Source organism: Actinomadura chokoriensis, from assembly GCF_041463665.1.
GTDB classification, from domain to species: domain Bacteria; phylum Actinomycetota; class Actinomycetes; order Streptosporangiales; family Streptosporangiaceae; genus Spirillospora; species Spirillospora chokoriensis_A.
Genome location: NZ_JAXCEJ010000007.1, coordinates 262,422 through 288,990, shown reverse-complemented (window position 1 = coordinate 288,990; position 26,569 = coordinate 262,422). Strand labels below are relative to the sequence as shown.

At 74.4% G+C, this 26,569-nt stretch carries 22 protein-coding genes; 9 read left to right on the top strand and 13 right to left on the bottom strand.

Going from position 1 to position 26,569, the window contains the following annotated elements; genetic code table 11:
- Nucleotides 1-226: 226 nt before the first annotated feature.
- Together SM418_RS14995 and SM418_RS14990 are read right to left on the bottom strand one after the other, a co-directional pair.
- Complete coding sequence (locus SM418_RS14995; RefSeq protein WP_371940840.1) at nucleotides 227-2,080, bottom strand: hydantoinase B/oxoprolinase family protein; 1,854 nt, start codon at nucleotides 2,078-2,080, stop codon at nucleotides 227-229.
- On the bottom strand, nucleotides 2,077-4,116 hold the full coding sequence (locus SM418_RS14990; protein WP_371940842.1) for a hydantoinase/oxoprolinase family protein: 2,040 nt from the start codon (nucleotides 4,114-4,116) through the stop codon (nucleotides 2,077-2,079). Before SM418_RS14990 ends, SM418_RS14995 begins: the two co-directional genes overlap by 4 nt.
- Nucleotides 4,117-4,262: 146 nt before the next feature.
- Here SM418_RS14990 and SM418_RS14985 point away from each other — a divergent pair, with 146 nt between their 5' ends.
- Nucleotides 4,263-4,637, top strand: coding sequence for an FKBP-type peptidyl-prolyl cis-trans isomerase (locus tag SM418_RS14985; protein WP_371940843.1), 375 nt, complete (start codon nucleotides 4,263-4,265; stop codon nucleotides 4,635-4,637).
- A 64-nt stretch (nucleotides 4,638-4,701) separates the two neighbouring features.
- Here SM418_RS14985 and SM418_RS14980 read toward each other — a convergent pair whose 3' ends face one another.
- Complete coding sequence (locus SM418_RS14980) at nucleotides 4,702-5,352, bottom strand: SRPBCC family protein (protein ID WP_371940845.1); 651 nt, start codon at nucleotides 5,350-5,352, stop codon at nucleotides 4,702-4,704.
- A 236-nt stretch (nucleotides 5,353-5,588) separates the two neighbouring features.
- Between SM418_RS14980 and SM418_RS14975 the strand changes: the two genes are divergently transcribed.
- Complete coding sequence (locus SM418_RS14975) at nucleotides 5,589-6,404, top strand: polysaccharide deacetylase family protein (RefSeq protein ID WP_371941211.1); 816 nt, start codon at nucleotides 5,589-5,591, stop codon at nucleotides 6,402-6,404.
- A gap of 115 nt (nucleotides 6,405-6,519) precedes the next feature.
- On the opposite strand, the gene cutA is transcribed toward SM418_RS14975, so the two are convergent.
- The 5 genes from cutA to SM418_RS14950 all read right to left on the bottom strand — a co-directional run bounded on the left by cutA (nucleotide 6,520) and on the right by SM418_RS14950 (nucleotide 13,655).
- Nucleotides 6,520-8,934 carry an aerobic carbon-monoxide dehydrogenase large subunit gene (gene cutA, locus SM418_RS14970; protein ID WP_371940846.1) on the bottom strand — a complete coding sequence of 805 codons (2,415 nt, stop codon included), beginning with the start codon at nucleotides 8,932-8,934 and terminating at the stop codon, nucleotides 6,520-6,522.
- A gap of 3 nt (nucleotides 8,935-8,937) precedes the next feature.
- Complete coding sequence (locus tag SM418_RS14965) at nucleotides 8,938-9,420, bottom strand: (2Fe-2S)-binding protein (RefSeq protein WP_371940847.1); 483 nt, start codon at nucleotides 9,418-9,420, stop codon at nucleotides 8,938-8,940.
- On the bottom strand, nucleotides 9,420-10,316 hold the full coding sequence (locus tag SM418_RS14960) for an FAD binding domain-containing protein (RefSeq protein WP_371940848.1): 897 nt from the start codon (nucleotides 10,314-10,316) through the stop codon (nucleotides 9,420-9,422). The genes SM418_RS14965 and SM418_RS14960 overlap by 1 nt, the downstream gene beginning before the upstream one ends.
- The gene (locus SM418_RS14955) at nucleotides 10,313-11,755 is read right to left on the bottom strand and encodes a uracil-xanthine permease family protein (protein ID WP_371940850.1); all 1,443 of its coding nucleotides are present in this window, start codon (nucleotides 11,753-11,755) and stop codon (nucleotides 10,313-10,315) included. Before SM418_RS14955 ends, SM418_RS14960 begins: the two co-directional genes overlap by 4 nt.
- Before the next feature lie 139 nt (nucleotides 11,756-11,894).
- The gene (locus SM418_RS14950) at nucleotides 11,895-13,655 is read right to left on the bottom strand and encodes a PucR family transcriptional regulator (protein ID WP_371940851.1); all 1,761 of its coding nucleotides are present in this window, start codon (nucleotides 13,653-13,655) and stop codon (nucleotides 11,895-11,897) included.
- Nucleotides 13,656-13,865: 210 nt separating this feature from the next.
- Here SM418_RS14950 and SM418_RS14945 point away from each other — a divergent pair, with 210 nt between their 5' ends.
- The 5 genes from SM418_RS14945 to SM418_RS14925 are packed head-to-tail and all read left to right on the top strand — an operon-like array spanning nucleotide 13,866 to nucleotide 19,970.
- Nucleotides 13,866-14,834 (top strand): oxamate carbamoyltransferase subunit AllH family protein, encoded by a 969-nt coding sequence (locus SM418_RS14945; RefSeq protein ID WP_371940853.1) that lies wholly within the window; start codon nucleotides 13,866-13,868, stop codon nucleotides 14,832-14,834.
- A gap of 40 nt (nucleotides 14,835-14,874) precedes the next feature.
- Nucleotides 14,875-16,350, top strand: a complete 1,476-nt coding sequence (locus SM418_RS14940) for an AllF/FdrA family protein (protein WP_371940854.1) — start codon at nucleotides 14,875-14,877, stop codon at nucleotides 16,348-16,350.
- A complete protein-coding gene (locus SM418_RS14935) occupies nucleotides 16,347-17,753 on the top strand; it encodes a YlbE family protein (RefSeq protein WP_371940856.1) in 1,407 nt (468 codons plus the stop codon). Before SM418_RS14940 ends, SM418_RS14935 begins: the two co-directional genes overlap by 4 nt.
- Before the next feature lie 29 nt (nucleotides 17,754-17,782).
- On the top strand, nucleotides 17,783-18,691 hold the full coding sequence (locus SM418_RS14930; RefSeq protein WP_371940857.1) for an aldose 1-epimerase family protein: 909 nt from the start codon (nucleotides 17,783-17,785) through the stop codon (nucleotides 18,689-18,691).
- A gap of 58 nt (nucleotides 18,692-18,749) precedes the next feature.
- Nucleotides 18,750-19,970 (top strand): DUF6986 family protein, encoded by a 1,221-nt coding sequence (locus tag SM418_RS14925; RefSeq protein ID WP_371940858.1) that lies wholly within the window; start codon nucleotides 18,750-18,752, stop codon nucleotides 19,968-19,970.
- 29 nt (nucleotides 19,971-19,999) lie between these two features.
- Here the strand turns inward: SM418_RS14925 and SM418_RS14920 are convergent, their stop codons facing one another.
- A complete protein-coding gene (locus tag SM418_RS14920; protein WP_371940859.1) occupies nucleotides 20,000-20,875 on the bottom strand; it encodes a nitroreductase/quinone reductase family protein in 876 nt (291 codons plus the stop codon).
- A gap of 91 nt (nucleotides 20,876-20,966) precedes the next feature.
- Here SM418_RS14920 and SM418_RS14915 point away from each other — a divergent pair, with 91 nt between their 5' ends.
- Nucleotides 20,967-21,437, top strand: coding sequence for a MarR family winged helix-turn-helix transcriptional regulator (locus SM418_RS14915; protein WP_371940860.1), 471 nt, complete (start codon nucleotides 20,967-20,969; stop codon nucleotides 21,435-21,437).
- Here the strand turns inward: SM418_RS14915 and SM418_RS14910 are convergent.
- From SM418_RS14910 to SM418_RS14895, 4 genes are read right to left on the bottom strand one after another with little or no spacing between them, the layout of a single operon-like run.
- Complete coding sequence (locus SM418_RS14910; RefSeq protein WP_371940862.1) at nucleotides 21,415-22,008, bottom strand: nucleotidyltransferase family protein; 594 nt, start codon at nucleotides 22,006-22,008, stop codon at nucleotides 21,415-21,417. The two genes, SM418_RS14915 and SM418_RS14910, sit on opposite strands and share 23 nt — an antisense overlap.
- Before the next feature lie 18 nt (nucleotides 22,009-22,026).
- Complete coding sequence (locus SM418_RS14905; RefSeq protein WP_371940864.1) at nucleotides 22,027-23,151, bottom strand: XdhC family protein; 1,125 nt, start codon at nucleotides 23,149-23,151, stop codon at nucleotides 22,027-22,029.
- On the bottom strand, nucleotides 23,144-24,265 hold the full coding sequence (locus SM418_RS14900; RefSeq protein ID WP_371940865.1) for a vWA domain-containing protein: 1,122 nt from the start codon (nucleotides 24,263-24,265) through the stop codon (nucleotides 23,144-23,146). The genes SM418_RS14905 and SM418_RS14900 overlap by 8 nt, the downstream gene beginning before the upstream one ends.
- 3 nt (nucleotides 24,266-24,268) lie before the next feature.
- Nucleotides 24,269-25,153, bottom strand: a complete 885-nt coding sequence (locus SM418_RS14895; RefSeq protein WP_371941212.1) for an AAA family ATPase — start codon at nucleotides 25,151-25,153, stop codon at nucleotides 24,269-24,271.
- A gap of 157 nt (nucleotides 25,154-25,310) precedes the next feature.
- Between SM418_RS14895 and SM418_RS14890 the strand changes: the two genes are divergently transcribed.
- Nucleotides 25,311-26,567, top strand: coding sequence for a sulfite oxidase (locus SM418_RS14890; protein WP_371940866.1), 1,257 nt, complete (start codon nucleotides 25,311-25,313; stop codon nucleotides 26,565-26,567).
- Nucleotides 26,568-26,569: the final 2 nt, after the last annotated feature.

The following is a 26,569-nucleotide window of genomic DNA, read 5'->3' as shown; positions in this document are numbered from 1 at the left end:
ACCCTGCCATCACGCAGCAGTCACCGGAGAGCCCGTTGCGGTGAAAGCCGCACGGCGGGTTCGGGAGGAGGCCGTCGGAAAAGGACCAGCCAACGCTGGCACCTCGCCGACGGCCCACCTCACGATTGTCCCGTAACACGAGGGGCGGGTGGGGACCGCGGCCCCCACCGTTGACTTGCGGCGTGTCGTTGTTATCGCCGCGCTCATAACAACGACACGCCGCAAGTCAACGGGAGGTCGGATACCGGCGGTCAGGTGAGGGGGCGGCTTCTAGGGTGTCGACGTCGGCGATGGTCGCGCCGCCGGAGAGTCTCGGGTAGCCGGGGCCCCGGTCGAAGAAGGGGACGGGGCCTCGATCGGCGCGCAGGCGCGTGCGCAGGGCGTTGGTCGCCGTCTCGTCCACTTCGCCGTCGGTGAGGACTACGCCGTAGTCGTCGCGGGCGCCGTCCTCGGAGACCTTGCCGTCGCGGACGTCGGCGGCCACGCGGGACGGGGCCCGGTTCAGGGGGTCGCCCCAGCCGCCGCCCCCGGTCGTGCGGATGCGGATGGTCTGGCCCGCCTTGACCGGGTGGTCGTCCACGAGGCCGTCCATCTCCTCGCCGTCGATGTCCACGCGGAAGGGGCGTCCCGCGCGGCCTCCGTTGACGCCCCAGCACGACAGGATGGAGCGGTCGGCGATCGACATGTAGTGGGCGTCGCGAAGCATGCGGATGTGCTTGTCGTAGCCGAGGCCGCCGCGGTGCTCCCCCGGGCCGCCGGAGTCGGCGGCGAGGCCGAGGCGCTCGACGATGAACGGCCAGCGCGCCTCGGCGAACTCGGCGGGAATGTTGCGGGAGTCGGGGACGACGTGGATGGTGTCCTCGCCATCGGCGTAGTAGCGGCCTCCCGAGCCGCCGCCGAGGACCTCCCTCATCAGGTAGGGGCCGCGGTCGTCCTCGCCGTAGACGCCGGTGTAGCGGATCGTCTCCTGGTCGGCGGGCATCCGGCCGTTCGTCGCCTTGGCCAGGACGCCCGCGAGGACGCCGAGGAGCCGCAGGATGACGAACGTGCGGGCGTTGGTCGGGGCCGGGAAGACCGGGGTGAGCAGCGTCCCCTTCTCCGGGAAGCGCATCTCGATGAGCGGCACCACGCCCTCGTTGACGTCCAGCTCGGCGGCGCGTTCGGGGGTGTCGGCCAGGTTCCGCAGGACGGGCGCCAGCCACTTCTTCAGGAAGACGCCGCCGGCGTAGTCGCCGGCGTGGTTGATGGGGCCCTTGGCCTGCGGGGACGTCCCGGTGAAGTCGATCACGAGGGGGACGGCGGCGGACTTGTCGGCGGTCAGCGTGATGCGCTGCGCGTGGAGGCGGGGCGGGTCCACGCCGTCGTGTTCGGCGTAGTCCTCCCACACGAAGACGCCGTCGGGGATCTTGGCGAGCAGTTCGCGGCGGAACGTCTCGGTGGTGCGGTCGATGATCGCGTCGAAGCAGGTCTCCACGTCGGCGCGGCCGTAGCGGGCGAACAGGTCGCCGAGGCGGCGGGCGCCCATCAGGCACGCCGAGCATTCGGCGTCCAGGTCGCCGGCGAGGGAGTCGGGCATCCGCGAGTTGCGGGTCATGATGGTCAGTGCCGCCTCGTTCGGGACGCCGCGGTCCCACAGCTTGATCGGCGGGACCATCAGGCCCTCCTCGAACGCGCTGCGGGCGCGGCTCGGCATCGAGCCGGGAACGGCGCCGCCGATGTCGTCGTGGTGGCCGAACGCCTGCACGAACGCGACCACCTCGCCGGAATGGAACACCGGGACGGTCACGCACAGGTCGGGCAGATGGCCGATGCCGCCTTCCGACAGGTACACGTCGTTGTGGAAGAAGACGTCGCCCGGGCGCATGGTGTCCAGGGGGAAGTCGCGGGCGACCGGCTGGACGAGGGCGGAGTAGGAGCGGCCGGTGAGCTTGCGGAGGCGGCGGTCGTGGATGCCCGCGCGGAAGTCGTGCGCGTCCCGGATCATCGGCGAGCGGGCGGTGCGGGCGATCGCCGTCTCGACCTCGCGTTCCACGGAGGCGAGCGTCCCCTCGACGATCTCCAGGAGGATCGGGTCGATCATCGCGTCACCACCAGGTTCGCGAAGCCGTCGAGTCTCGCGGTGAAGCCGGGGTGGAGGGGCAGCGTCGAGCCGAACTCCTCGATGACCGCCGGGCCCTCGATCGTGTCGCCGGGGGCGAGCTTCTCGCGCCGGTAGACCGCCGTCTCCTCCCAGCCCTCGAAGTAGACCCGCCTGGCGCCGGTGCGGGCGCGGGAGGGGTCGCCGTCACCGGCCGGGCGCTCGGTGAGGCGGGGCCGGTCGATCGGGCCGATGCCGGAGACCCGCAGGTTCACCCATTCGACCGGATGGCGCGGGTCGCCGCGGTAGCAGTAGCCGTAGAGGGACTCGTGGGCGTCGTGGAACCGGCGGACGACCTCGGCCCGGAACGCCTCGTCCGGCCGGCCTGCGGGCGCGGGTACCCGCACCTCGAACGCCTGCCCGTGGTACCGCAGGTCGGCGGAGCGGGCGAAGCGGCGGCGGTCCTCGGGGAACCCCTCGCGGGCCAGGGCGCCGGCGGCCTCGGCCTCCAGGTCGGCGTAGACCGCGTCCAGGAGCGCCGGGTCGAGTTCGGCGTCGCGGACGACCCGCGTCCGGACGCAGTCGTTCTTCACGTCCACGGTGAGCAGGCCGAACGCCGACAGGTTGCCGGGGTTCTGCGGGACGAGCGCGGCGGGCAGGCCGAGGACGTCGAGCAGCCGGCAGGCGAGCAGCGGCCCCGACCCGCCGAACGCGACCAGGGGGTAGTCGCGGACGTCCAGCCCCCGCTTCACCGTGATCTGCCTGATCGCGTTCGCCTGGTTCCACGCCGAGATCTCCAGGATCCCGGCGGCGGCCCGCTCGACGGGCAGGCCGAGGTCCTCGGCCAGGGCGCCGATCCCGCGCCGGGCGGCGGCCACGTCCAGGGGGACCTCGCCGCCGAGCAGGTGCGGCGGGATGCGGCCGAGGACGGCGTGCGCGTCGGTCACCGTGGCCTCCGCGCCGCCGCGCCCGTAGCACAGCGGCCCGGGGTCGGCGCCCGCGCTGCGCGGCCCCACCTTCAGCGCGCCCTCGGGCGAGCGCCAGGCGACCGAGCCGCCGCCCGCGCCGACCGTCACGATGTCGATCATCGGGATCTTGACGGGATGGCGGCCGATCGAGCCCTCGGTCGTCAGCGTCGGTTCGCCGTCCACGACGACCGCGACGTCGGTGGACGTCCCGCCGCCGTCCAGGGTCACGACCGAGCCGTGGCCGCTGTGCGCGACGACGAACGCCGCACCGAGCGCCCCCGCCGCCGGGCCGGACAGCACGGTGGTGACGGGCTGCCGCACGACCTCGTCGGCCGACAGCACGCCGCCGTTGCTCTTCATCACCAGCGGCCGCGTCGCGACGCGCTCGGCGATCCGGGCCAGGTAGCCGTTCATGGCGGGCTTGACGGCGGCGTCCACGAGCGTCGTCACCGACCGCTCGTACTCGCGGTACTCGCGCAACACCTCGCACGACAGCGACACGGCGGCGTCCGGGTGCTCGCTGCGCAGGACGTCCCGCATCGCCAGCTCGTGCGACGGGTCGGCGTAGGAGTGCAGGAAGCACACGCCGATCGCGAGAATCCGCTGCTCGCGGAACCAGCGGGCCGCGGCGACCGCCGACGCCTCGTCGAACGGGCGGATCTGCGCGCCGGTGTGGTCGAGGCGCCCGCCGACCGCCCGTACCCGGTGCGCGGGGACGATCCGCGGGGGCTTCACCCAGAAGTAGCTGTTGCCGTAGCCGTCCGGGACGCTCTGCCGCGCGATCTCCAGGATCGACTCGAAACCCTCGGTGGTGATGAACCCGAGGTCGTCGATCCGGTCTTCGAGGAGCCGGTTCGTCGCGACCGTCGTGCCGTGCGACAGCGCCGCGACGTCCTCCGGTTCCGCGCCGAGGAGCCCGAGCACCTTGGCGACGCCGTCCGCGAACCCCACCGCGGGGTCGGCCGGCGTCGAGGGTGTCTTGGTGGTCACCAGGCCACCCTGCTCGTCCAGTGCGACGACGTCGGTGAACGTCCCGCCCGTGTCGATCCCGATCCGCAGCCGCCTCGCCATACGCAAGGGTCTACCGGACGGCGCCCACCTGCGGAACCGTCGCAATCTGCCAACGGGCGCGGCGTTCTTTCGTGAGAGCGGCTAGGACTAGGCTGAGCCCTTTCCGATACGACGACCCATCACGACGACACCGCTGGAGCCCTTCCATGGCGCTTGAACGCCCCGAGATCGACTTCCCCGAGGGACGGCCGCCCGAGTACCTCGACATCACCGACATCACCGAGGGGGACGGCCCCGAGGCCGCCAAGGGCTCGAAGGTGTCGATGCACTACGTGGGCGTGTCGTGGTCCACCGGCGAGGAGTTCGACGCGTCCTGGAACCGGGGGTCGACGCTCGACTTCCAGCTCGGCAGCGGCCACGTCATCAAGGGCTGGGACATGGGCATCCAGGGCATGAAGGTCGGCGGGCGCCGCAAGCTCGTCATCCCGCCGCACCTCGCCTACGGCGACCGCAGCCCGAGCCCGGCGATCAAGCCCGGCGAGACGCTCATCTTCGTCGTCGACCTGGTCGCGGTCGCCTGACGCGGGCGGGCGGCGGGCGGTCCCGGGGGGTGAAGACCTGACCCTGGACGGCCCGCCGCGTCGGTCAAGGCCGCGGGCGCGAGCGGCGGCCGAGCAGGTAGCCGAGCGCCACTCCGGCCAGGGCGACCGCGCCGCCGGAGGCGAACGCCGCCGCCATCGGCCAGGCCACGTCTGACGGGCGCCCCGCGCGCTCCGCCGCGCGCCCCGCGTAGACCGTGCCGACACCGCCCGCCGGGGCCCCGGCCGGTGTCGGCGCGGCGGGTGCGGGTTCCCGGACGGGCGCGCGGAGGTCGCGCTCGACGGCGGCGAAGAACTCGCCCGCGGTGCGCTTGGCGACGCTGCCCAGCATCCGCTGCCCGACCCCGCCGACCATCCCGCCGACGACCGCGTCCGCTTCGTAGTCGACGCGGGTCGAGCCGTCGCCGCCCGCGAGCCGGACGCGGACGGTCGCGTCCACCGTGCCCGGCGCGCCCTGGCCCCGCGCCCGCAGCACGAACGAGCGCGGCGGGTCGGGCTCGGCGAGTTCCACCTGGCCCACGTAGGTGCCCTTGATCGAGGCGACGCCCGCGGTGACCGTCATGCGGTAGGTGCCCGGTCCCGTCTCCTCCAGGGAGTGGCACCCGGGGATCGTCCTGGCGAGGACTGCCGGGTCCTGGAGCGCGTCCCAGACGCGGTCGAGCGGCGCGGCGACGTCGGCACTGCCGTTCAGCTGCATGACCCGACTTTAGAGAACGCCGCCGCCGCGCCGAACGGCAACATCTGCCGAGTACACGCCGAGGATTGGGCAGATGCGCCCCCGCGGCCCCCGGGAATGGTCAGATATGTCCGGCAGGTTCCTGTCGCGGCGCGAACCGCGGCCGCCATCGGCGCGTCAACCGAAGCGAACCTCTAACTGAACCCCCCACTGAACGGAGTACGCGGCCGATGCGAGGGAAGACGCCCGTGATCGCCATGGTTGCCGCCGGAGCGTTCGGCGTGATCGCGGGCGGCTGGCCCGTCGTCGCCGCCCAGGCCGGCGACTCGGGCCCGTCCATGCGGACGCAGCTCGCCGCGGTGCTCGGCGACCAGACCTGGGCCACGCCGAAGCCCGGATCGTGGACGATGCCGAAGCCCTCCGCCAACGGCCTGCCGCCCGTCATCAGCCGCATCGAGACGCAGGACCGCGTCGTCTTCCTCACCATCGACGACGGCTACACCTACGACTCGGAATTCGTGAACCTCGTCCGCAGGCAGAAGGTTCCGATCATGACGTTCCTGACCTCGACCTACATCAAGGGCCAGGGGCAGTACTTCTGGGCGATGCGCAACGCGGGCTCGCCGATGGAGAACCACACCATCAGCCACCCCAACATGGCGACGCTCAGCGCAGAGGCGCAGAAGAAGGAGATCTGCGGGGCGTCGGACGCGATCCAGACGCAGTACGGGCGCAGGCCCGAGATCCTCCGCCCCCCGTTCGGCAGCTACAACCAGACCACCGTCCAGGTCGCGAAGGAATGCGGCATCAAGTCGGTGCTGCTGTGGTCGGCCGAGTTCTACAACGGCACGACCGGCCCCGGCGTCGGGTACAACGGCTTCGCGCGCGGCGACGGCGGCAAGGGGTTCAAGCCCGGCGACATCGTCCTCATGCACTACCGCACGGGCCTCGCGCAGGAGCTGCAGATGATCCTCGGCTGGATCAGGCAGGCCGGGTTCCGGCCCGCCGCCGTGGAGAACTACCTGCCGAAATCGCTCGGCGGGAATGTCCCCGACACGCCCGCACACGGATGATTTCCGACCTTCCCGGACGAATCCCGGTTACAGCGAAGGCCGAGCCGGGGCTCGACTAGGGTCAACACGCTGGCGGGGTTGAGGTCCCCCGCAACCCGAGCCGACCCCGCCAGCATCAAACAGCTCCCGCGTCCTCCCGGACGCGCAGGGACGCCTCGCCCGCGGCGCGCTCCCGGAGCGTGTAGAGGGCGTCCGGGGACAGCGGCATCGCGTCCACCCGGATGCCCTCCGCGTCCTCCACGGCCGACGCGATCACGGCCGACACCGGGATGACGCCCGCCTCCCCCGCGCCCTTGATGCCGAGCGGGTTCAGCGGCGACGGCGTCTCCAGATGGTCGGTCTCGACGCGCGGGATCTCCGTCGCGTACGGCATCAGGAAGTCCATGAAGGACGCGTTGAGCAGCTGCCCCGACTCGTCGTAGACCATCCGCTCGTACAGCGCGCCGCCGACGCCCTGGGCGACGCCGCCGTGGATCTGCCCCTCCACCACCATCGGGTTGATGAGCCGCCCGCAGTCGTGGACGACGGCGTACCGCAGGATCGCGATCTCGGCGGTGTCCGGGTCGACCTCCACGATCGCGGCGTGCGCCCCGGCCGCGAACGTGGACCGGACGGGCGAGTAGTAGTCGCGCCCCTCCAGGCCCGGCTCGTCCCCGGGCGCGACCGGCGGCTCGGTCACCGGGCGGCCCACCGCGAACTGCGTCGCCGCCGCGGCCTCCTCGTCGAACGCGTACCGCAGCGGGTTCGACAGCACCGCCACCGTCCGCAGCGGGACCGACGCCGACCGGTCGCCCCGCACGTGCACGACGCCGCCGGTGATGTCGAGGTCGTCCGGGTCGGCCTCCAGCGCCTCGCCCGCGATGCGCAGCGCCTTCGCGCGGACCTTCCGGCAGGCCAGCGCGATCGCGTTGCCGCTCATCACCGCCGCGCGGGAGGCGAACGTCCCGACCGCGTACCCGAAGCGGCGGGTGTCGCCGGTGGTGACGTGCACGTCCCCGATCGGGACGCCCAGCTCGGCGGCGGCGACCTGCGCGAACACCGTCTCGTGGCCCTGCCCCTGCGAGGTCAGCCCCGTCGACACGTGCACCCGCCCGGCCGTGTCGATCTCGACGTGCCCGCCCTCGTACGGGCCGACGCCCGTCCCCTCCACGTACACGCCGAGGCCGATGCCGAGGCGGCGGCCCCGGGACGCGGCGGCGGCGCGCTCGGCCTCGAACCCGTCCCAGCCGATCAGCTCCCGCGCCTTGCGGAGCAGTTCCGGATAGTCGCCCGAGTCGTAGATCAGCGGGCGGCCGTCCTGGAACGTGAGGCCCTGGTCGTAGGGGAACTCGTCGGGCTGGATGAAGTTGGCGGCGCGCACGTCGGCGCGGTCGAGGCCGAGGTGGCGGGCGATGCGGTCCATCGTCCGCTCCATGCAGAACACGCCCTGCGGGCGGCCCGCGCCCCGGTACGGGGTGACGATGAGCGTGTTGGTGTAGAGGCTGACGACCTCCGCCCGGTACGCGCCGATCTTGTACGGGCCGAGGAGCTGGGTGGACGTCACGATCGGGATGATGATCCCGTACGGGGTGTAGGCGCCGTGGTCGTGCCGGATCCGCACGTCCAGCCCGAGGACGCGGCCCTCCCCGTCGAACCCGACCCGCACGTCCTGGAGCTGGCCGCGCTCGTGGGCGGCGGAGACGAAGTGCTCGCGGCGGTCCTCGGTCCACTTGATCTCGCGGTCCAGCAGCCGCGCCGCCCACGGGACGAGGACCTCCTCCGGCCACGGGTGGACGATCTTGACGCCGAACCCGCCGCCGACGTCCGGGGCGACCACCTCGACCTTGCCGTTCGGCAGCCCGAGCCGCGCGGCGATCGCGGCGCGCACGCTGGTGGACGCCTGCGTCGAGGAGTACACGCGCAGCGAACCGTCGTCGGCGTCCCACCGCGCGTAGACGCCGCGCCCCTCCAGGGGCATGGAGGCGCTGCGCTCGATGGAGAGGCTGAACTCCAGCACGTGCGGCGCCGACTCGATGGCGGCCGGCGCGTCCCCGTTCTCCTGGACGAGGACGGCCCCCACGTTGCCCGGCACGTCGTCATGGACGAGGTGCTCCGCGCGCGTCGCCGCGTCGATGCCGACGACGGCGGGCAGCGGCTCGTACTCCACCCGGATGCGCTCGGCGGCGTCCTCGGCCAGGTAGCGGTCGCGGGCCACGACCATCACGACGGGCTCGCCGACGTGCCGGACGACGTCGCGGGCGAGGGGGTGGCCGGTGCGGCCGTGGGTCAGCGCGGGGTGCGGGATGAGCAGCGGCAGCGGTTCCCCCACCCGTCCCGGCAGGTCCTCCGCGGTGTAGACGGCGACGAGGCCGTCGACGTCGAGCGCCCCGGACACGTCGATGTCGGCGATCCGGGCGTGCGCGTGCGGGGACCGGACGAACGCCGCGGCGAGGGCGTCCCGTCCGAGGTCGTCCAGGTAGCGGCCCCGCCCAGTGAGCAGCCGGCCGTCCTCGCGCCGCTCCACCGGTTCCCCGAACACGCGCGTCCCCATCGGTCACTCCTCGGCGAGCAGTTCGGCGGCGCGGTGCACCGACTTGACGATGTTCTGGTACCCGGTGCAGCGGCACAGGTTCCCGGAGATCCCCTCGAGGACCTGGTCCTCGGTCGGGCGCGGCGTCTCCCGCAGCAGCGCCGTGACCGTGCAGAGGAAACCCGGCGTGCAGAAGCCGCACTGCAGGCCGTGGCATTCGCGGAAGGCGCGCTGCACCGGCGACAACGTCCCGTCCTCGGCCGCCAGCCCCTCCACGGTGGTGATCTCGCGGCCGCCGGCGGTGACGGCGAACATGAGGCACGACCGCACCGGCTCCCCGTCCAGCAGGACGGTGCAGCAGCCGCAGACGCCGTGCTCGCAGCCGACGTGCGTGCCGGTGAGCCCGAGGTCGTGCCGGAGCAGGTCCGACAGCAGCCGCCTGGCCGGGACGCGGGCGGTGCGGTGCGTCCCGTTGACGGTCAGCGCGACCTCGAAGCGCTCCTCCATCAGTCCCCCGCCTTCCGCTGCGCACCCGTCCCCCGCGCACCCGTCCCCTGAAGTGCCCGTCCCGCCGCCGCGCGCAGGGCGCGCTCGGTGAGCACGCCGGTCAGGTGCCGCCGGTACCCGGCGCCCGCGTGGATGTCGGGTTCCGGGTCGATCCGCCCGCGGACGTGCGCGGCGGCGGCCCTCCAGTCGCCGTCCGGCCCGGCCGCGGCGGTCAGGTCGAGGACGAGGGGCGTCGCGGCGACGCCGAGGTATCCGGCGCGGGCGGCGCGGACGCGCAGGTCCCCGTCGAGGGTGACGACGGCGGCGACCCCGGCGAGCGCGTAGTCGCCGTGCCGCCGGGCCGTCTCGGCGAACGCGGTGCCGGTGCGGGGCGGCGCCGCCGGGAAGAACGCGGAGACGGCCAGCTCGCCGGGCCGCAGCGCCGACTCGAGGGGGCCGGCGAAGAACTCGGCGGAGGCGATCGTGCGGCGCCCCCGCGCCGACGCCGCCTCGACCGTCCCGCCGAGGACGGCCAGCACGGCGGGCATCTCGGCGGCGGGGTCCGCGTGCGCGAGGCTGCCGACGACCGTCCCCCGGTTCCGGATGACGGGGTGCGCGACGTGCCGGAGCGCCTGGCCGAGCAGCGGCTGGACGGCCGCGGCCTCCGCCGAGCGCTCCACCCGCGCGTGCCGGGCGAGCGCGCCGACCCGCACGCCCGCCTCCCCGACGTGCAGGGTGTCGAGCTCGCCGACCCGGTTGATGTCGACCAGGTCGGACGGCGCGGCGAGCCGCATGTTCAGCAGCGGGATGAGGCTCTGGCCGCCCGCGAGGACCTTGCCGTCCGGCACGGCGGCGAGGGCGTCGAGCGCCTCGCCGACCGTGCCGGGGGCGTGGTAGCCGAACGGGGGCGGCTTCACGCGTCGGCCGCCGGGCGGACCGGGCCGCCGATCTCCCGCTCCGACGGCGCGATGACGCCGCCGCCCGAGTCGTCCGGCCGGCGCAGCACGTTGAGGACGTGGTAGCCGAGCAGGACGGCGATGGTGCCGAGCGCGATGCCCTGCAGCGGGAAGTCGTCGGTGACCTGGAGCGTCACGTTCCCGATCGCCAGGATGATCGCCGCAGCGACGGGGACGAGGTTGACCGGGTCGGCGAAGTCCACCCGGTTCTCGATCCAGATCTTCGCGCCGAGCAGCCCGATCATCCCGTACAGCACGACGGTGATGCCGCCGAGGACGCCGCCCGGGGTAGCGGCGACGAGCGCGCCGAACTTCGGGCACAGCCCGAACAGGATCGCCACGACCGCCGCGACGTAGTAGGCGGCGGTCGAGTAGATCCGGGTCGCGGCCATGACGCCGATGTTCTCGGCGTAGGTGGTGGTGGGCGAGCCGCCGACCGCGCTGGCGAGGGTGGTGCCGATGCCGTCCGCGACGATGGCGCGGCCGAGGACGGGGTCGAGGTCGTCGCCGGTCATCGCGGACACCGCCTTCACGTGGCCGGTGTTCTCCGCGATCAGCGCGATGACCGCCGGCAGCGCCAGCAGGATCGCCGACGTCTTGAAGTCGGGTCCGTGCAGGCTCGGGAAGCCGAACCAGTCGGCGCCCTGCACGCCCGAGAAGTCGACCCGCTCGTGCGGGAACGCGGTGGCGACGCAGTAGGGGCCCTCCGCCGGGCACGCCCTGCCCGCCCCGTCCAGCAGGTTCTGGCCCGGAAGAGCTGACGTGATCTTGCCCGCGGTGTTGTCGAGAATCCATGAAAGGGCGTATCCGAACACCAGCGCCAGCAGGATCGTGATGCGCGCCCAGAACCCGCGCAGCAGCACCGCGCAGAGAACGGCGAAGCCCAGCGTCGCGAGCGCGACCCATTGGTCCTGCGGCCAGTAGACGGTGGCGACCACCGGGGCGAGGTTGAAGCCGATGAGCATGACCACCGCACCGGTCACGACGGGCGGGAACACCCGGTGGATGACCTCGCCGCCCGCGAAGTGGATGAGCACGCCGATCAGCGCCAGCACGGCGCCCGCGACGAGGATCGCGCCGGTCACGGTCGCGCTGTCGCCGCCCGCCGCGCGGATCGCCGCGACCGCGCCGACGAACGACGCGCTGGTGCCGAGGTAGCTCGGCACCCGGCCGCCGACGATCAGCAGGAACAGGACGGTCGCGACCCCCGACATCATGATCGCGAGATTGGGGTCCAGGCCCATCACCACGGGGAAGACGAACGTCGCCCCGAACATCGCCACCACGTGCTGGGCGCCGATGCCCGCGGTGCGCGGCCACGACAGCCGCTCGTCCGGCCTGACGACCTCCCCGGGCGGCGGCGTCCGTCCGTCACCGTGCAGCTTCCAGCCGATCACCATCGGGGTTCCTCCTGCTCAGCCGACCGCGTTCACTGCGGGCAAGTTAGATCTACCCTGATGGCCGGGCATCGGCGACATCTGCCAAAGCCCGCACCGCCGATTGGGAGCCCCGGCCGGTGCGGGCCCTGATGCATTACCCTCAGATACCACGCATGCGCAGTACGTGAAGCGCGAGGGTGAGGTTGAGCCGCAGATGCGCGTCCTCGGTGAAGGCTCCGAGCATCCGTTCCAGCTTCCCGATGCGGTACCGCAGCGTGTTGTAGTGGAAGTGCAGCCGCCGTGCGGTCTCGGCGACGTTGAGGTTGGTCTCCAGCAGCACCTGCAGGGTGCGGCGCAGGTCCACCAGCTCCGGCTCGTCGTCGGCGGCGAGGTCGCCGAGCGTCTCCCGGACGAACGCGTGCAGCTCGCCCGGATCCGACACCAGGCTGAGCAGCCGGTACACGCCGAGCTGGTCGAAGTGCGCCCGCGCGCCCGTGCCGTTGAGCTGGCGGCCGACGCGGACGGCCTTCACCGCCTGCTCGTAGGCCTCGGGCAGCGCCGCCGGGGACGTCACCGTCCGGCTGACGCCGGTGGAGAACGTCCGCCGCACCGGCAGATGCTCGGCGAAGATCGACGAGGCCTCCTTGACCATCGCCTGCATCGGCCCGGCCGCCCACTCGGCGGGGTCGCCGCCGTCCGCGCCGACGACCGCGACGACCTCGTGCGCGAAGCTCGCGACGGCCGCGCCCCGGTCGTGCCGGCGGACGGCCGTCGTCCACGCGGCGGCGAGCCGTTCCTGCGCCGACCGCTCCTCGGCGCCGCGGCCCCGCCCGTCGGCGTCGGCGGCCCCCTTCGCGCGGCCCTTGCCGTCCGGTTCGGGCGCGGCCCCGGCGCCGCGCGGGCGGCCGTCCAGCTCGGCGACGATCACCATCATCGGGCGGTCCAGGTCCCAGCCGAACCCGCCGCAGTGCGCGACGACCCGGTCGTCGCCGCCGGCGCGCCCGGCGAGGATGTCGCGCAGGAAGTCGGCGCGGTACTTGCTCTCCACCGCCACGACGGCCTGCTGCTTGGTCACCACGAGCGCGGCGACGGTCGCGGCGCGCTCCAGGATGCCGAGGTCGGTGCCGCGCAGCGTGCCGGCGGGGCTGAACGCGATGATCCGGCCGTGGTCGAAGCCGCCCGCCATCACGGGCACGACCAGGTGGTCGCCGGTGCCGTGCGCGCCGATGACGCCGCAGCCGCCCCGCCCGCAGGCCGCGTGCCGGCCCGCGTCGAACGTCCGCATCGCCTGGACGTGCTCGTCCGGCCCGGCGGCGGCGAGCACCCGCTGCTCGCCGTCCAGCACCACGACCGCGACGTCCAGCAGGGTCGCGACCTCGTCCACGACCTCCTGGAGGCCGCCGCCGCACAGGACGATCTGCACGAGCGCGCGGTGCACCTCCTCGGTGCGGGCGAGGACGGCCGCCTGCCGGTTCAGGATGTCGGTCAGGACCTGGTTCAGGATGTCGTCGAAGCCGACGTCGTTCGGGAGCAGGATCAGGGGAAAGCCGCGCCGGTCGGCCTGCTCGATCATCTCGGCGGGAAGGGAGTCCAGGTAGCGGCCCAGTTTGATGGCCAGGGCCGCGAGGCCGCGCTCGTCCAGGTCGGCGACGAGGTTGTCGAGCGACTGGGGGGTGTTGCGGAGAGGGTAGCCGGTGGTGAGCAGCAGCTCGTTCGGTTTGACCCACGACAGGATGTCGGGGACCTCCATCACGTTGAGCCGCTGGACGACGCGTTCGAGGCCGGCCCGGCCGGCGATGAGGCGAGCGCCGTTCAGGGTGCTGACGCCGAGGACCTCGCCGACCGACAGTCCGTAGGTCAGCGTTCCGGTGCTCGCGAGCCGCAGGGCCGGTGGGCCCGGGTCCGCAGTGATGTAGCTCATGCCAGGGGTCACCTCGCTTTTGGTGCGTACATCGCCGGTGACGATCTGAGCGCTACCGGTTCCTGATCAAAAATGACAACAAAGACGAACGATGACAACCATCCTTGGCAGCTTTCTCCATACGTCCGCTGCCGGGGCCGTTCTACCGTCATCGCGAGGCCGGGCCGCACGCGCGGCCGCCGGCCACCGACACCGGCCTCGGGAGGATCCGTGACTGCCCTCGTGCGCGACCCGATCCGGCTCCCGGCCAGGCCGCGGCGGCGGCCGCCCGTCGCCGGCGCCGCCAGCCTGGCGCTGCGGCCGCTGCTCGACCCGCCGCGCCGCGCGGCCCGCGTCATCGCCGTGTTCCCGTCGGCGCTCTACCTGGAGATGCGGGGCGGCCCCGAGCCGCGGGTGCTCGCCGTCGTCACCTCCGACGCCGGCCGGCTGCCGAACGCCGTGGTGGTCGTGGCGACGCGCCGCGAGCACCCGTTCCGGTCCGTCCGTGAGGGCGGGGACGCCTTCGTCGGCGAGGGCCGGGTGGAGGCGGACGGGCTGGCCGTGCGGGTCCGCCGCTGGTGGGACCCGTCCCCCGCGCTCGGCGGGATGCAGCCGGCCGCGCTCGGCCGCGGCGTCCGCGCGCTGGAGGACGAGCTGGCCGCGGCCGGCGTGCTCACCGCCGCCGGGCCGGTGGGCGGCGGCCTGGACGGGCATCCGGACCCGGCGGAACTCGCCGGCGCGTGCGCGGCCGGCGACCTCGCGGGCGCGGTGGAGGCGGCCGAGCGGATCGTGGGCCTCGGCCCGGGGCTGACGCCGTCCGGCGACGACATCCTGTGCGGCCTGCTGGTGTCGCTGCGGCTCCTCGGCGGCGCCGTCCACCGCGGCGAGACGGCGGTGTGGCTCGCCGGCTGGCTCGGCGCCGCCGTCACCGCCGACGCGGGCACCCGCACGACCGCGCTGGCCGCGACGCTGCTGCACTGCGCGGCGGCGGGCGGCGCGGGCGCCGAGGTCGCGGCCGTGCTGCGCTTCGTCGCGGGCCACGAACCCCCGGGCGGCGCGGCCCACGGCGCCGTCCGCCGGCTGCTGTCGGTCGGGCACACCTCGGGCACCGACCTGGCGCACGGCGTGCTCACCGGCTGCCGCGCCGCGCTCGCCCTGACCGCCCCGGCGGCCCGCCGCGCCCCGAGGGTCACCGCATGAGCGCACCGAACCGGGGGGTCGCCCCGCACGGGAGGCGGGCATGAGCGATTGGGTCGAGGTCCGGCGGGGGGGCTACCACGATTCGGTCACGCTCATGCGGGTCAGCCGGCAGCTTTCGCAGCGGCCCGGCGTCACCGCGGCGATGGTGGCGATGGGCACCGAGCTGAACCGCGAGATGCTCGGGCGGATGGGCTTCGCCGTGCCGGACGGGGCGGGGCCGGACGACCTGGTCGTGGCCGTCCGGGCGGACGGCGGCGCGCTCGGCGAGGCGCGCGAGGCGCTGGCGGAGCTGCTGCGCGACGCGTCCCGGCCGGCGGCGGGCGGCGGGCCGCTCGGCGCACCGGCTCCGCCGCGCACGACCCGGTCGGCCGCCGCGCGGGCGGACGCGACCGTCGCGCTGCTGTCGGTGCCGGGCCCGCACGTGTTCCCCGAGGCGATGGACGCGCTGGACGCCGGCCTCAACGTGATGATCTTCAGTGACAACGTGCCGCTCGCCCAGGAGATCGCGCTGAAGGAGGCGGCGGCGCGGCGCGGCCTGATCGTGATGGGCCCGGACTGCGGGACGGCCGTGATCGGCGGCGCGGGCCTCGGGTTCGCCAACGCGGTCAGCCCGGGGCCGGTCGGCATCGTGGCGGCGTCCGGGACGGGCGCGCAGCAGCTGATGTGCCTGCTGGACGCGGCGGGCGCCGGGGTGAGCCATGTGCTGGGCGTCGGCGGCCGGGACCTGTCGCCGGAGGTGAGCGGCCGGTCGGCGCTGTCCGCGCTGGCGGCGCTGGACGCCGACCCCCGCACCGAGCTGATCGTGCTGGTGTCCAAGCCGCCCGCGCCCCAGGTGCTGGACCTGATCCGGGAGGCTGCGCGGCGGCTGGACACACCGGTGGTGTTCGCGCTGCCGACGGCCGGCGAGGCCGACCTGACGCGCGCGGCGGAGAAGGCGCTGACGGCGCTCGGCCGCGCCGTCCCGGAGTGGCCGCGGTGGACGGCGGCGCGGCGCCCGGCCCCGCCCGGCGAACGAACCGGCGGGCAGGCCGGGAGGCCGGCCGGGGGGCGGGCGCTGCGCGGGCTGTTCGCGGGCGGCACGCTGCGCGACGAGGCCGAGACGGTCGCCCGGGACGCGCTCGGCTGGGACCTGGAGGCGCGCGGCCACCGGTTCACCGACTTCGGCGACGACGCCTACACGCGGGGCCGCGCCCACCCGATGATCGACCCGACGCTGCGGCTGGAGGCGCTGCGCGGCGAGGCCGCCGATCCCGGCTGCGGCGTCCTGCTCCTGGACGTGGTGCTGGGTCACGGCGCCGAGCCCGACCCGTCCGCCGCGCTCGCCCCGGCCATCGCGGACGCGGTGCAGGACCGTCCGGACCTCGCGGTCGTCGTGTCGCTGTGCGGGACCCCCGCGGACCCGCAGGACCGCGACCGGCAGGCCGCGGCGCTGTGCCGGGCGGGGGCGGACGTGTTCGCCTCGAACGCTCGGGCCACCCGGCACGCGGTGTCGTTCGTGGAAGGGACGTCCGCATGATCGATCAGCGGCTCGGCGGGCTGCTGTCCCGCGACCCCGGTGTCGTCGCCGCCGGGGTGGAGGTGCTGGCCGAGGCGCTCGCGGAGCAGGCCGTCCCGGTGCAGGAGGTGGACTGGCGTCCGCCGCCGCCCGGGACGGAGGCGGCGCTCGCGGCGGTGCTCGGCGCCCCCGGCCACGCGGACGCCAACGCCCGCGCCGTGCGGCGCATGGTGACGGCACGCCCGCACCTCGTGGACGTGCGCCCGGCGCGGGACGTCCTCGGCCTGGAGCCCGGGACGTTCCTGCACGCGGGCCCGCCGCTGGAGTGGGACCGCGCGTCCGGCCCCATGCAGGGGGCGCTCGTCGGCGCGATGCTCCTCGAAGGGCTCGCCGAGACGCCGCTCGGCGCACGGCACGCGCTGGAGCGCGGCACGGTCACCCTCGAACCGTGCCATCACCACGCCGCGGTCGGGCCGATGGCGGGCGTCGTCAGCCCGTCCATGTGGATGTTCGTGGTGGAGGACGCCGAGCACGGCGGCACCGCGTACTGCTCCCTCAACGAGGGCCTCGGGAAGGTGCTGCGGTACGGGGCGTACGGGCCGGAGGTGATCGAGCGGCTCGCGTGGATGGGCGAGGTCCTCGGCCCGGCGCTGCGGGCGGCCGTCCGGCGGCACGGCCCGCTCGACCTGATGTCGGTCATCGCGCAGGCGCTCCAGATGGGCGACGAGCTGCACAACCGGAACCGGGCCGCGACGTCGCTGCTGCTGCGCGAGCTGGCGCCCGACCTCGCCGCCGCCGAGGAGGTCCCCCGCGACCGGGCCGCCGAGGCGCTGCGGTTCGCGGCGGGCAACGACCACTTCTTCCTGAACGCGGGGATGGCGGCGGCGAAGGCGTGCGCGGACGCGGCCCGGAACGTCCCCGGCTCGAGCCTGGTCGTCGCGATGGCCCGCAACGGCACCGACTTCGGCATCCAGGTGTCGGGGACGGGCGACCGCTGGTTCACCGCCCCCGCCGGCGTCCCGGACGGCCTCTACCTCGGCGGCTACGGCCCGGACGACGCCAACCCCGACATCGGCGACTCGGCGATCACCGAGACGGCCGGGACGGGCGGGTTCGCCCTCGCCGCCGCGCCGGCGATCGTCCGGTTCGTCGGCGGCGAGGTCCCGGACGCGGTCGCCGCCACCCAGCGCATGTACGAGATCACCCTCGCCGAGCACCCGGCGCTGCAGATCCCGCTGCTGTCGTTCCGGGGCACCCCGGTCGGCGTGGACGTCGCCCGCGTCGTCCGCACCGGGATCCTGCCCGTCATCGACACCGGGATCGCGGGACGGGAGGCCGGTACCGGGCAGGTCGGCGCCGGGCTCGTCGAACCGCCGCCGGCCGTGTTCACCAGCGCCCTGCACGCCCTCGCGGAGATCGCGTAGGGGCGGCGCCGGGGGGTAGCGTCCGGGGCATGAGCGAGTCGATCACCGGGGAGCAGTACGCCCTCAGCGCGGGGCCCTACCAGGCCGTCGTCACCGAGTCGGGCGCCGGCCTGCGCGAGCTGAGCCACGCGGGGCGGGCGCTGGTGCTGTCGCACGGCGCCGACGAGCCGGTCCCGGCCGCGTTCGGGCAGCTGCTGGTCCCGTGGCCGAACCGCGTCGACCGCGGCCGCTACACCTACGGCGGCGCGGAGCACCGGCTGGACCTCTCCGAGCCGGAGCGCGACTGCGCGATCCACGGCCTCGTCCGCTGGGCGTCGTGGAAGGTCGCCGAGCATGAGCCGGACCGGGTGCGGCTGACCCACCGCCTCCTCGCGACGGCCGGCTACCCGTTCCGCCTCGACCTGGAGGCCGAGTACTCCCTCGACGCCGCGGCCGGCCTCCGGGTGCGGATGACCGCCCGCAACCCCGGGACGAGGACCGCCCCGTACGGGCACGGCGCGCACCCCTACCTGACGGTCGGCGAGCCCATCGACGCCTGCACGGTCCACCTGCTCGCCGACCGGTACGTCCCGGTGGACGACCGGATGATCCCGTCCGGGCCGTCAGAGGACGTCACGGGCACCAGGTACGACCTGCGCACGGGCCCGCTGCTCGGCGACCGGCGGATCGACAACGCGTTCGCCGACCTGAACCGCGACGGCGACGGGCGCACGTGGGTGATCCTCTCCTGCGGCGACCGGACGGTCCGCCTGTGGGCCGACGAGGCGCACCCGTGGATGGAGATCTACACCGCCGACGACGCGCCGGCGCCCCGCGCGGGCCTCGGCGTCGAGCCCATGACGTGCCCGCCGAACGCGTTCGCGTCCGGCGAGGGCCTGGTCCACCTCCGCCCCGGCGGCGAGTTCCACGGCTCCTGGGGCATCGTGGCCGGCTCCTGATCCGGCCAGTGCGCCGCGATCGGTTCCGGACGGGCGGCCGTTGGGGGATCATGGCGGGGTGAACCTCAGCGTGTCCTCGTTCGACGACCTGTCCGCGCGCATCGCCGCCGTCCGTGACGCGCACGGCGAGCGCTTCCCCGGCGGCGCGGAGGGCCGGCAGCCGGTGCACACCGTGTACGTGCCGGCCGACCGGTTCTCCCGCTCGACGCCCGCCGAATTCGGCGCCGAGGCGCTGCGGCTGCTGAACACCCACACGCCGGGCGCCGGGTCGTTCGGCGCCGCGTTCGGCCTCGACCCCGAGCTGGCCGGGCAGGTGCGGGAGCGGGTCGCGGCCAAGCTCGCCGCCGAGCCGGTCGAGGACGTCCGGATCGACTTCGAGGACGGCTACGGCGTCCGCGCCGACGCCGAGGAGGACGCGCACGTCGAGCAGGTGGTGGAGGCCGTCGCCGCCGCGTACCAGGTCAAGGGCCTGCCCCACTACTGGGGGGTGCGGGTGAAGTCGTTCGCCGACGGCGGCCACGAGCGGGCGATGCGGACCCTCGACGGGTTCCTGACCGCGCTGCGCGACCGGCTCGGCCGGCTGCCCGGCGGGTTCACGATCACGTTCCCGAAGGTGGTGGCGGCCGAGCACGTCCGGCTGTTCACCGAGTTCCTGGACCGGCTGGAGACCTCGCTCGGGCTGCCGCAGGGCATCCTGCGGTTCGAGCTCCAGGTCGAGACGCCGCAGTCGCTCATCGACCACGAGGAGGGCCGGGTCGGGCTCGGCCCGCTCGTCGCCGCCGGCGGCGGCCGGATCACCGCCGCGCACTTCGGCGTGTTCGACTACACCGCCGCGCTCGGGCTGCCGCCGCACGAGCAGCGGCTCGACCATCCCGCGTGCGACTTCGCCCGGCACCTCATGCAGGTGTCGCTCGCCGGCACCGGCGTGCGGCTGTCGGACGGCTCCACCAACGTCGTCCCCCGCAACGACGGGCCCGACGAGGTCAACGCGGCGTGGGCGACGCACGCGGCGCACGTCCGGCACTCGCTCGCGCACGGCTTCTACCAGGGCTGGGACCTGCACCCCGCGCACCTGCCGAGCCGGTACGCCGCCGTGTACGCGTTCCATCTGAGCGGCGTCGACGACGTCATCGGACGGGTCCGGGCGTGGCACGAGCAGGCGGCGGGGAACGCGGGCGGCGTCCTGGACGAGCCCGCCACCGTCAGGGCGCTCACGGCCCGGCTGCGCCGCGCGGTCGACTGCGGCGCCCTGGACGAGAGCGTCCTCCCCGCGTCCTAAGCCCATCCCGGCCCCGCCCCAGCCGCGTCCTAGCCCCGGTGCGGGCCGGTCCGCCAGAGCGGCCCGACGGCGTTGAGGACGGCGCCGAGCTGCTCCTCCTCGTAGGCGAAATGAGCGTCGAGGTCGGCGGTCATCCGGTCGAGCTCGGCGCGGACGTGCCCGGGGTCGCGGGCGCCGGGGTCGTCCAGCATCGCCTGGAGCGCAGCCCTGGCCTCGGTGACCCCGGCGTGCTCGCGGCGGAGCCTGCCGATCACCGGCGCGAGGCCGGGGAACTGGGCCGCCAGGCGCGGGAACCCGCCGCCCTCCTCGTTGTCGTGGTGCTCGCCGAGGACGTCGCACACCGACACGCAGTGCTCGCGCAGCTGCCGCGCGAGGTCGGGGACGTCGCGGGATCCATCGTAGAAGGCGTGGACGTCCGCGCGGAGTTCCGCCAGCCGCGCCCGCAGATCGTCGTGGATCTTCGCGAGTTCGTCGCCGATCGCCCAGGCGCGCCCGTCGAGGGAGCCCCGGTGGAGGGCGACGACCGGGATGACGCGGCCGGTCATGCGCTGGTACTCGGCGTAGGCGGGGACGAGTTCGCCCTGCCGTGCGGAAAGCCGGTCGCGTTCCTCGCCTTCGACCGGGATCGCGACGCCGTCGAAGGTCTCGGTACCGGTCTCCACGGTGACCCTGGGGTCGGCGCAGACGTTGCGGTACCACGCCGGATCGTCCGGAGCGCCGCCGTTGGAGGCGAAGACGAGCAGCCGGTCACCGTCGGCCATGCAGCCGAGCGGTGTCGTGTGCGGGTTGCCGGTCCTGGCGCCCGTGCTGGTCACGAGCACCAGGTCCGCGCCCTCGAACATGCCGCCGACCCTGCCGCCGTTCGCCCGGAACTCCTCGATGATCGGCCGGTTCCACTCGTTCACCAGGGGTTCTCCTATCCTTGGGTCCAACCGGAGAGCTTTGCTTTGCAAGTAAAGCCTTTTATAAGACAAAGCTATTTTGGATGCAGAGTCAATGTCAACCGATGAGAGCGCCGGGCCGGACGTCGACGACGGCATCCGGACGATGCTGCTGCTGATGCCGCGGCTGGTCTCCGCCGCCAAGAAGATCAAGGTGCCGGCGGAGCTGGCGTCCTTCGACCTCGCGCCGCGGCACCTGTCGCTGCTCGCCTACCTGCTGTTCGACGGGCCGATGACCGTGAACGCACTCGCCGGGCGGCTGGAGGTCGCGCCCGCCACGGTGAGCCTGATGGTCGGCGACCTCAGCCGGCAGGGCATCCTCGAACGCCGCGAGGACCCGGGCGACCGGCGCCGCACCATCGTCAGCGTCGCGGACGAGCACCTGCCCGCGATCAACGGCTGGCTCGGTCAGGGCGCCGGGGCCTGGCGCGCCGCCCTGGAACCCCTCACGCCCGAGCAGCGCGGGATGTTCATCGACACGCTGCTCGCCTACGAGCGCGCCGTCACCGAGGCTCGCGGCGGTTGAAGGCCTCCAGGTCCTCGGGGGTGTCGATGTCGTCGGGCGCGGCGACGTCATCGCACGCCACGGACGTCACCAGGTCGGGGTGGGCGCGCAGGTAGCCCCGCGCTCCCTGGTCGCCCACCGCCGCCTCGGCGACTCCCGCGTAGTGCCCGGCCCGCAGCAGGACCGGGTTGCGGCGCGCTCCCCCGTAGGTGGCAACGGCGATCTCGGCGCCCGCCTCGTACGCCGCTATCAGGCGACCGACGGCGGCCGGGGTGATGAGCGGCTGGTCGACGAGTGCGATCACCACCGCGGGGCAGGCGGGCGGCAGCGCGGCCAGCCCGGCGCGCAGCGAGGAGCCCATGCCGTCCCGCCAGTCCGGGTTGGGGACGACGACGGCGCCGATCACCTCGATCTGCGCGGCGCCCGCCACCACCAGGACCGGGGAGCAGCCCCCCTCGCGCAGCGTCCGGACGCCGCGGTCGACGAGGCGCTCACCGTCCAGCTCCAGGGTCGCCTTCGGACGCCCGAGCCGGCTGCCCTCGCCCGCCGCGAGCAGCAGGCCGGCCGGGGACAGCGCACCGTGCAAGGTCATCCGGCGAGGGTAGTGCCGTCAGGGCGCGTCGGCGTGGATCCTGCCGCTGGTGTCGCTGAGCGGCCGTCCCGAGCCGCCCCAGCGGAGCTGGACGAGCTCCGCCGCGATCGACACCGCGGTCTCCTCCGGCGTCCGGGCGCCGAGGTCGAGGCCGATCGGCGAGCGCAGCCGGTCCAGCTCGGCGGCCGACAGCCCCGCCTCCCGGAGCCGGGCGAGCCGGTCGTCGTGGGTGCGGCGCGAGCCCATCGCGCCGACGTAGCCGGCGTCCGTGCGGAGCGCCACCTCCAGGAGCGGGACGTCGAACTTGGGATCGTGGGTCAGGACGCAGATCGCGGTCCGCCCGTCGATGTCCGCGCGCGTCTCCTCCAGGAACTTGTGCGGCCACTTCACCACGACCTCGTCGGCCTCCGGGAACCGCTTGGCGGTCGCGAACACCGGCCGCGCGTCGCACACCGTCACGTGGTAGCCGAGGAACTTGCCCACCCGCGCGACGGCCGCCGCGAAGTCGATCGCGCCGAAGACCAGCAGCTTCGGCGGCGGGGCGAACGAGTGCACGAACACGGTCAGGTCGTCCAGCCGCCGCTCCCCCCGCGGCCCGTAGTGCCGCTGCCCGGTGATGCCCTGCGCGAGCATGCCGCGCGCGTCGTCGTCGACCGCGGCGTCCAGCCGCCCGGCGTGCGGCTCGCCCGGCGCGAGGGAACCGGAGGCCCGGTCGGCCCAGACGACGCGGCGGGCGCCGATCCGGCCCGGCCCGGCGACGACCGTGGCGACCGCGACCGGTTCGCGCCGCTCGATCGCCCCGGCGACCTCGGCGAACTCGGGGAACGTTCCCGGCCCGACCGGCTCCACCAGCACGTCCAGGATCCCGCCGCAGGTCAGGCCGACGGCGAAGGCGTCGTCGTCGGTCACGCCGTACCGCTGGACGACGGGCTCGCCGGTCTCCAGCACCGACTGCGCCAGCTCGTAGACGGCGCCCTCCACGCAGCCGCCGGACACGCTGCCCGCCACCTCCCCGCCGGGCGACACCGCCATCGCCGCGCCCGGCGGGCGCGGCGCGCTGCGGAAGGTGTGCACGACCGTCGCGAGCCCGAACGTCTCCCCGGAGGCGTACCAGCCGGCGATGTCGCCGAGGACGTCACGCATGAACCCTCCCCTTTCCGGCGGCGCCCGCGACGATGCGGGCCAGCTCTTCCAGCGCCGCGAGGCTGTGCCCGGAGGTGAAGTCGTCGACGTGCGGCAGCGCCGCCGCCATCCCCGCCGTCAGCGGCTCATACCCGGGCCGCGCCTTGTGCGGGTTCGCCCACACGACCCGGTGCGCGAGCCGGCGCAGCCGCGCCGCCTGCTCGCCGAGCAGCGTCGCGTCGCCGCGCTCCCAGCCGTCGGAGGCGATCACCACGATCGCGCCGCGGGCCAGGCCGCGCTGCCCGAACCGGTCGAGGAACTCCTTCAGCTCCTCGCCCAGCCGGGTGCCGCCGCTCCAGTCCGGGATGGCCGCGGACGCCGCCGCCATCGCCGCGTCCGGGTCGCGGTGCCGCAGCTCCCGGGTGAGGCGGGTGAGGCGCGTCCCGGCGCTGAAGACCTCCACGTCCCGCCCGCCGGAGCGGACGGCGGCGTGCGCGAACCGGAGCAGCGCGTCGGCGTAGGGGCTCATCGACCCGCTGACGTCCACGATCAGGACGACCCGGCGCGGGCGGGTGCGGTGCGCGCGGTGCCGCAGCAGCGACATCTCGCCGCCGCGCCGCAGCGTCTCGCGGACCGTCCGGGCGGGGTCGAGCCGCCCCGCCGGCGCGGGGGTGTACCGGCGCGACCTGCGCTGCTCCGCCCCGGCGTCCAGCACCGCGATGAGCCGGGCCACCTCGGCGCGCTCGGCGGCGCTCAGCCGCGCCAGGTCGCGGTCGCGGAGCACCTCCACCTCGCTGGCCGTGGCCGCCTTCAGCTGCCCGGCCTCCTCCGCGCCGGCCTGCGCGCCCGGGTCGGGCACCGTCATCCGGCGGACGACGACGGGCGGGGGCCTGCGTCCCGGTCGCGCGGTCGCGCCGGAGAAGTACGCGGCGAAGCAGCGGTCATAGCGGGCGAGGTCGTCGGGGTCGGCGCACAGCGTCAGCCGCCCGGCCCAGTAGACGTCGGCCGGGTCCAGGACGTCGAGGTGGTCGAGCGCCGCCAGCATCGCCTGGACGCGTTCGGGATCGGCTGCGCCGCCCGCGGCGCGCAGCGTCCTGGCGAACCCGACCATCGTCTCGGTGACGTCCCGCCGCACGGCTCACCCCCCGCCGAGCAGGGCTTGCAGCCCGCCCCCGAGCACGCGCTGCTGGTCCTCGCGGTACTTGAGCACGGCGCCGAGCGTCACCGCCGCCGTCGCCGGGTCCAGCTCGCGGACGCCGAGGGCGACGAGGGCCTCGGTCCAGTCGAGGGTCTCGGCGACTCCGGGCGGCTTCAGCAGGTCGGCGTCGCGCATCTGCTGGGCGGCGCGGGCGACCTGCCCGGCGAGCCGCTCGGCCGCGCCGGGCAGCCGCCGCCTGATGATCGCGACCTCCCGGTCGAACGACGGGTGCTCCAGCCAGTGGTACAGGCAGCGCCGCTTGAGCGCGTCGTGGACCTCGCGGGTGCGGTTGGAGGTGACCACGACGACCGGCGGGCGCTCCGCCCGGATCGTGCCGAGCTCGGGGACGGTGATCGTGAAGTCGCTGAGGACCTCCAGCAGGAACGCCTCGAACTCGTCGTCGGCGCGGTCGAGCTCGTCCACCAGCAGGACGCTCGGCGAGGTCTCCAGCGCCCGCAGCAGCGGCCGGGCCAGCAGGAACCGCCGGTCGTAGAGCTCCCCCTCCAGCCGCGACACGTCCTGTACGCCCGCCGCCTCGGCGGCCCGCAGGTGCAGCAGCTGGCGCGGGAAGTCCCAGTCGTAGAGGGCCTGGGACGCGTCCAGCCCCTCGTAGCACTGCAGCCGGATCAGCGGCGCGCCGAGCCCGCGCGCGAGCGTTTTGGCCAGCTCGGTCTTGCCGACGCCGGCCTCGCCCTCCAGGAACAGCGGCCTGCCCATCCGCAGCGCGAGGAAGCACGCCGTCGCGAGCCCCTCGTCGCACAGGTAGGCGTGCCGATCGAGCAGGCCCGCGAGCTCCGCGGGCGATCCGACCCGGTCCGTGGTCATCGACGCCGTCTCCCCCACGGCACCGAGGCTACTCGGCGGGAGACCCGACTCACATGGCCCGGACCCTTGCGTTTTCGCGGCTCCTCCCCCGGTGCAATTTTATGGCAAGTCGGTAGGGAAAGTTGACTTTTGGCCGGTCGCTCAGCAGCATCGGACCATGCGATCCGGTAACCGGAAGGACCCCGACCTGACCGACGAGGCGGCCTACGAGCGCGCCCGCTCGCTGTCCAGGCGCGGCATGCTGCGCCTGTCGGCGGGTGCCGGCGCCGGCCTGGCGGCCGGGGCCGGCGGCGCGCTCACCGCCGCCCCGGCCGAGGCCGCCGCGGGAATCGTGAAACCGCTGCCGCCCGAGCTGTTCATCACCCACGGCACCAACGCCGAGATGCGGTGGGAGGCCATGCAAGGCCAGGGCCTCCTCACCCCCGCGGACCGGTTCTTCGTCCGCAACCACGGCTCCACGCCGCTCATCGACGCGCGCACGTGGCGGCTCGGACTCTGGGGCAGCGGGCTCCACGGCTCCCCCTCCGAGCAGAGCCCCGTCGAGTTCTCCTACGACGACCTGCTCCGGCTCCGCGCCGAGACGATCACGGCGTTCATCGAATGCACGGGCAACGGGCGCAGCTTCTACACCTCCCAGCAGGGGCAGACCGTCTCCGGCACCCCCTGGAAAACGGGCGGCGTGGGCGTCGCCAGGTGGCGCGGGGTCCGGCTGTCGACCGTGCTGCGGCTCGCGGGTATAACCCGCGAGGCCGTGGACATCCTGCCGCGCGGGCTGGACGCTGAGTACGTGGACAAGGGCGAGAACCTCGGCCGCGTGCGGCGCCCCCTTCCGGTCTCCAAGGCCATGAAGGACGTCCTGCTCGCCTACGAGATGAACGGCGCCCCCCTGCCGCCCGACCACGGCCACCCCGTCCGGCTGGTCGTGCCCTCCTGGACGGGCATCGCGTCCATCAAGTGGCTCGGGGACATCCAGGTGGCCGCCGAACCGCTGTACTCGCCGTGGAACACCCGCTTCTACCGGTTCTTCGGGCCCGGCTACCCCGAGGAGGGCTCGGCGCCGCTGACCCGCACGAACGTCAAGTCCGCCTTCGAGCTGCCGTGGGAGGCGACCCTGCCGGCCGGTTCGCACGTCCTGCGCGGCCGGTCCTGGTCGGGCAACGGCCGCGTCCGGCACACCGAGGTCAGCGTGGACGGCGGCACGACCTGGCGGCGCGCCCGGCCCCTGGACCGCCACACGAACCCGCGCGGATGGGTCCGCTGGGAGTTCCCGTGGACGCCGCGGGCGGCCGGGCAATACGAGCTGCTGGCGCGGGCCACCGACGAGACCGGCGCGTCCCAGCCCGCCACCGCCCCCTACAACACCCTCGGCTACCTGTTCGGCGCCGTCGTACGGCACCCGGTCACCATCACCTGAGA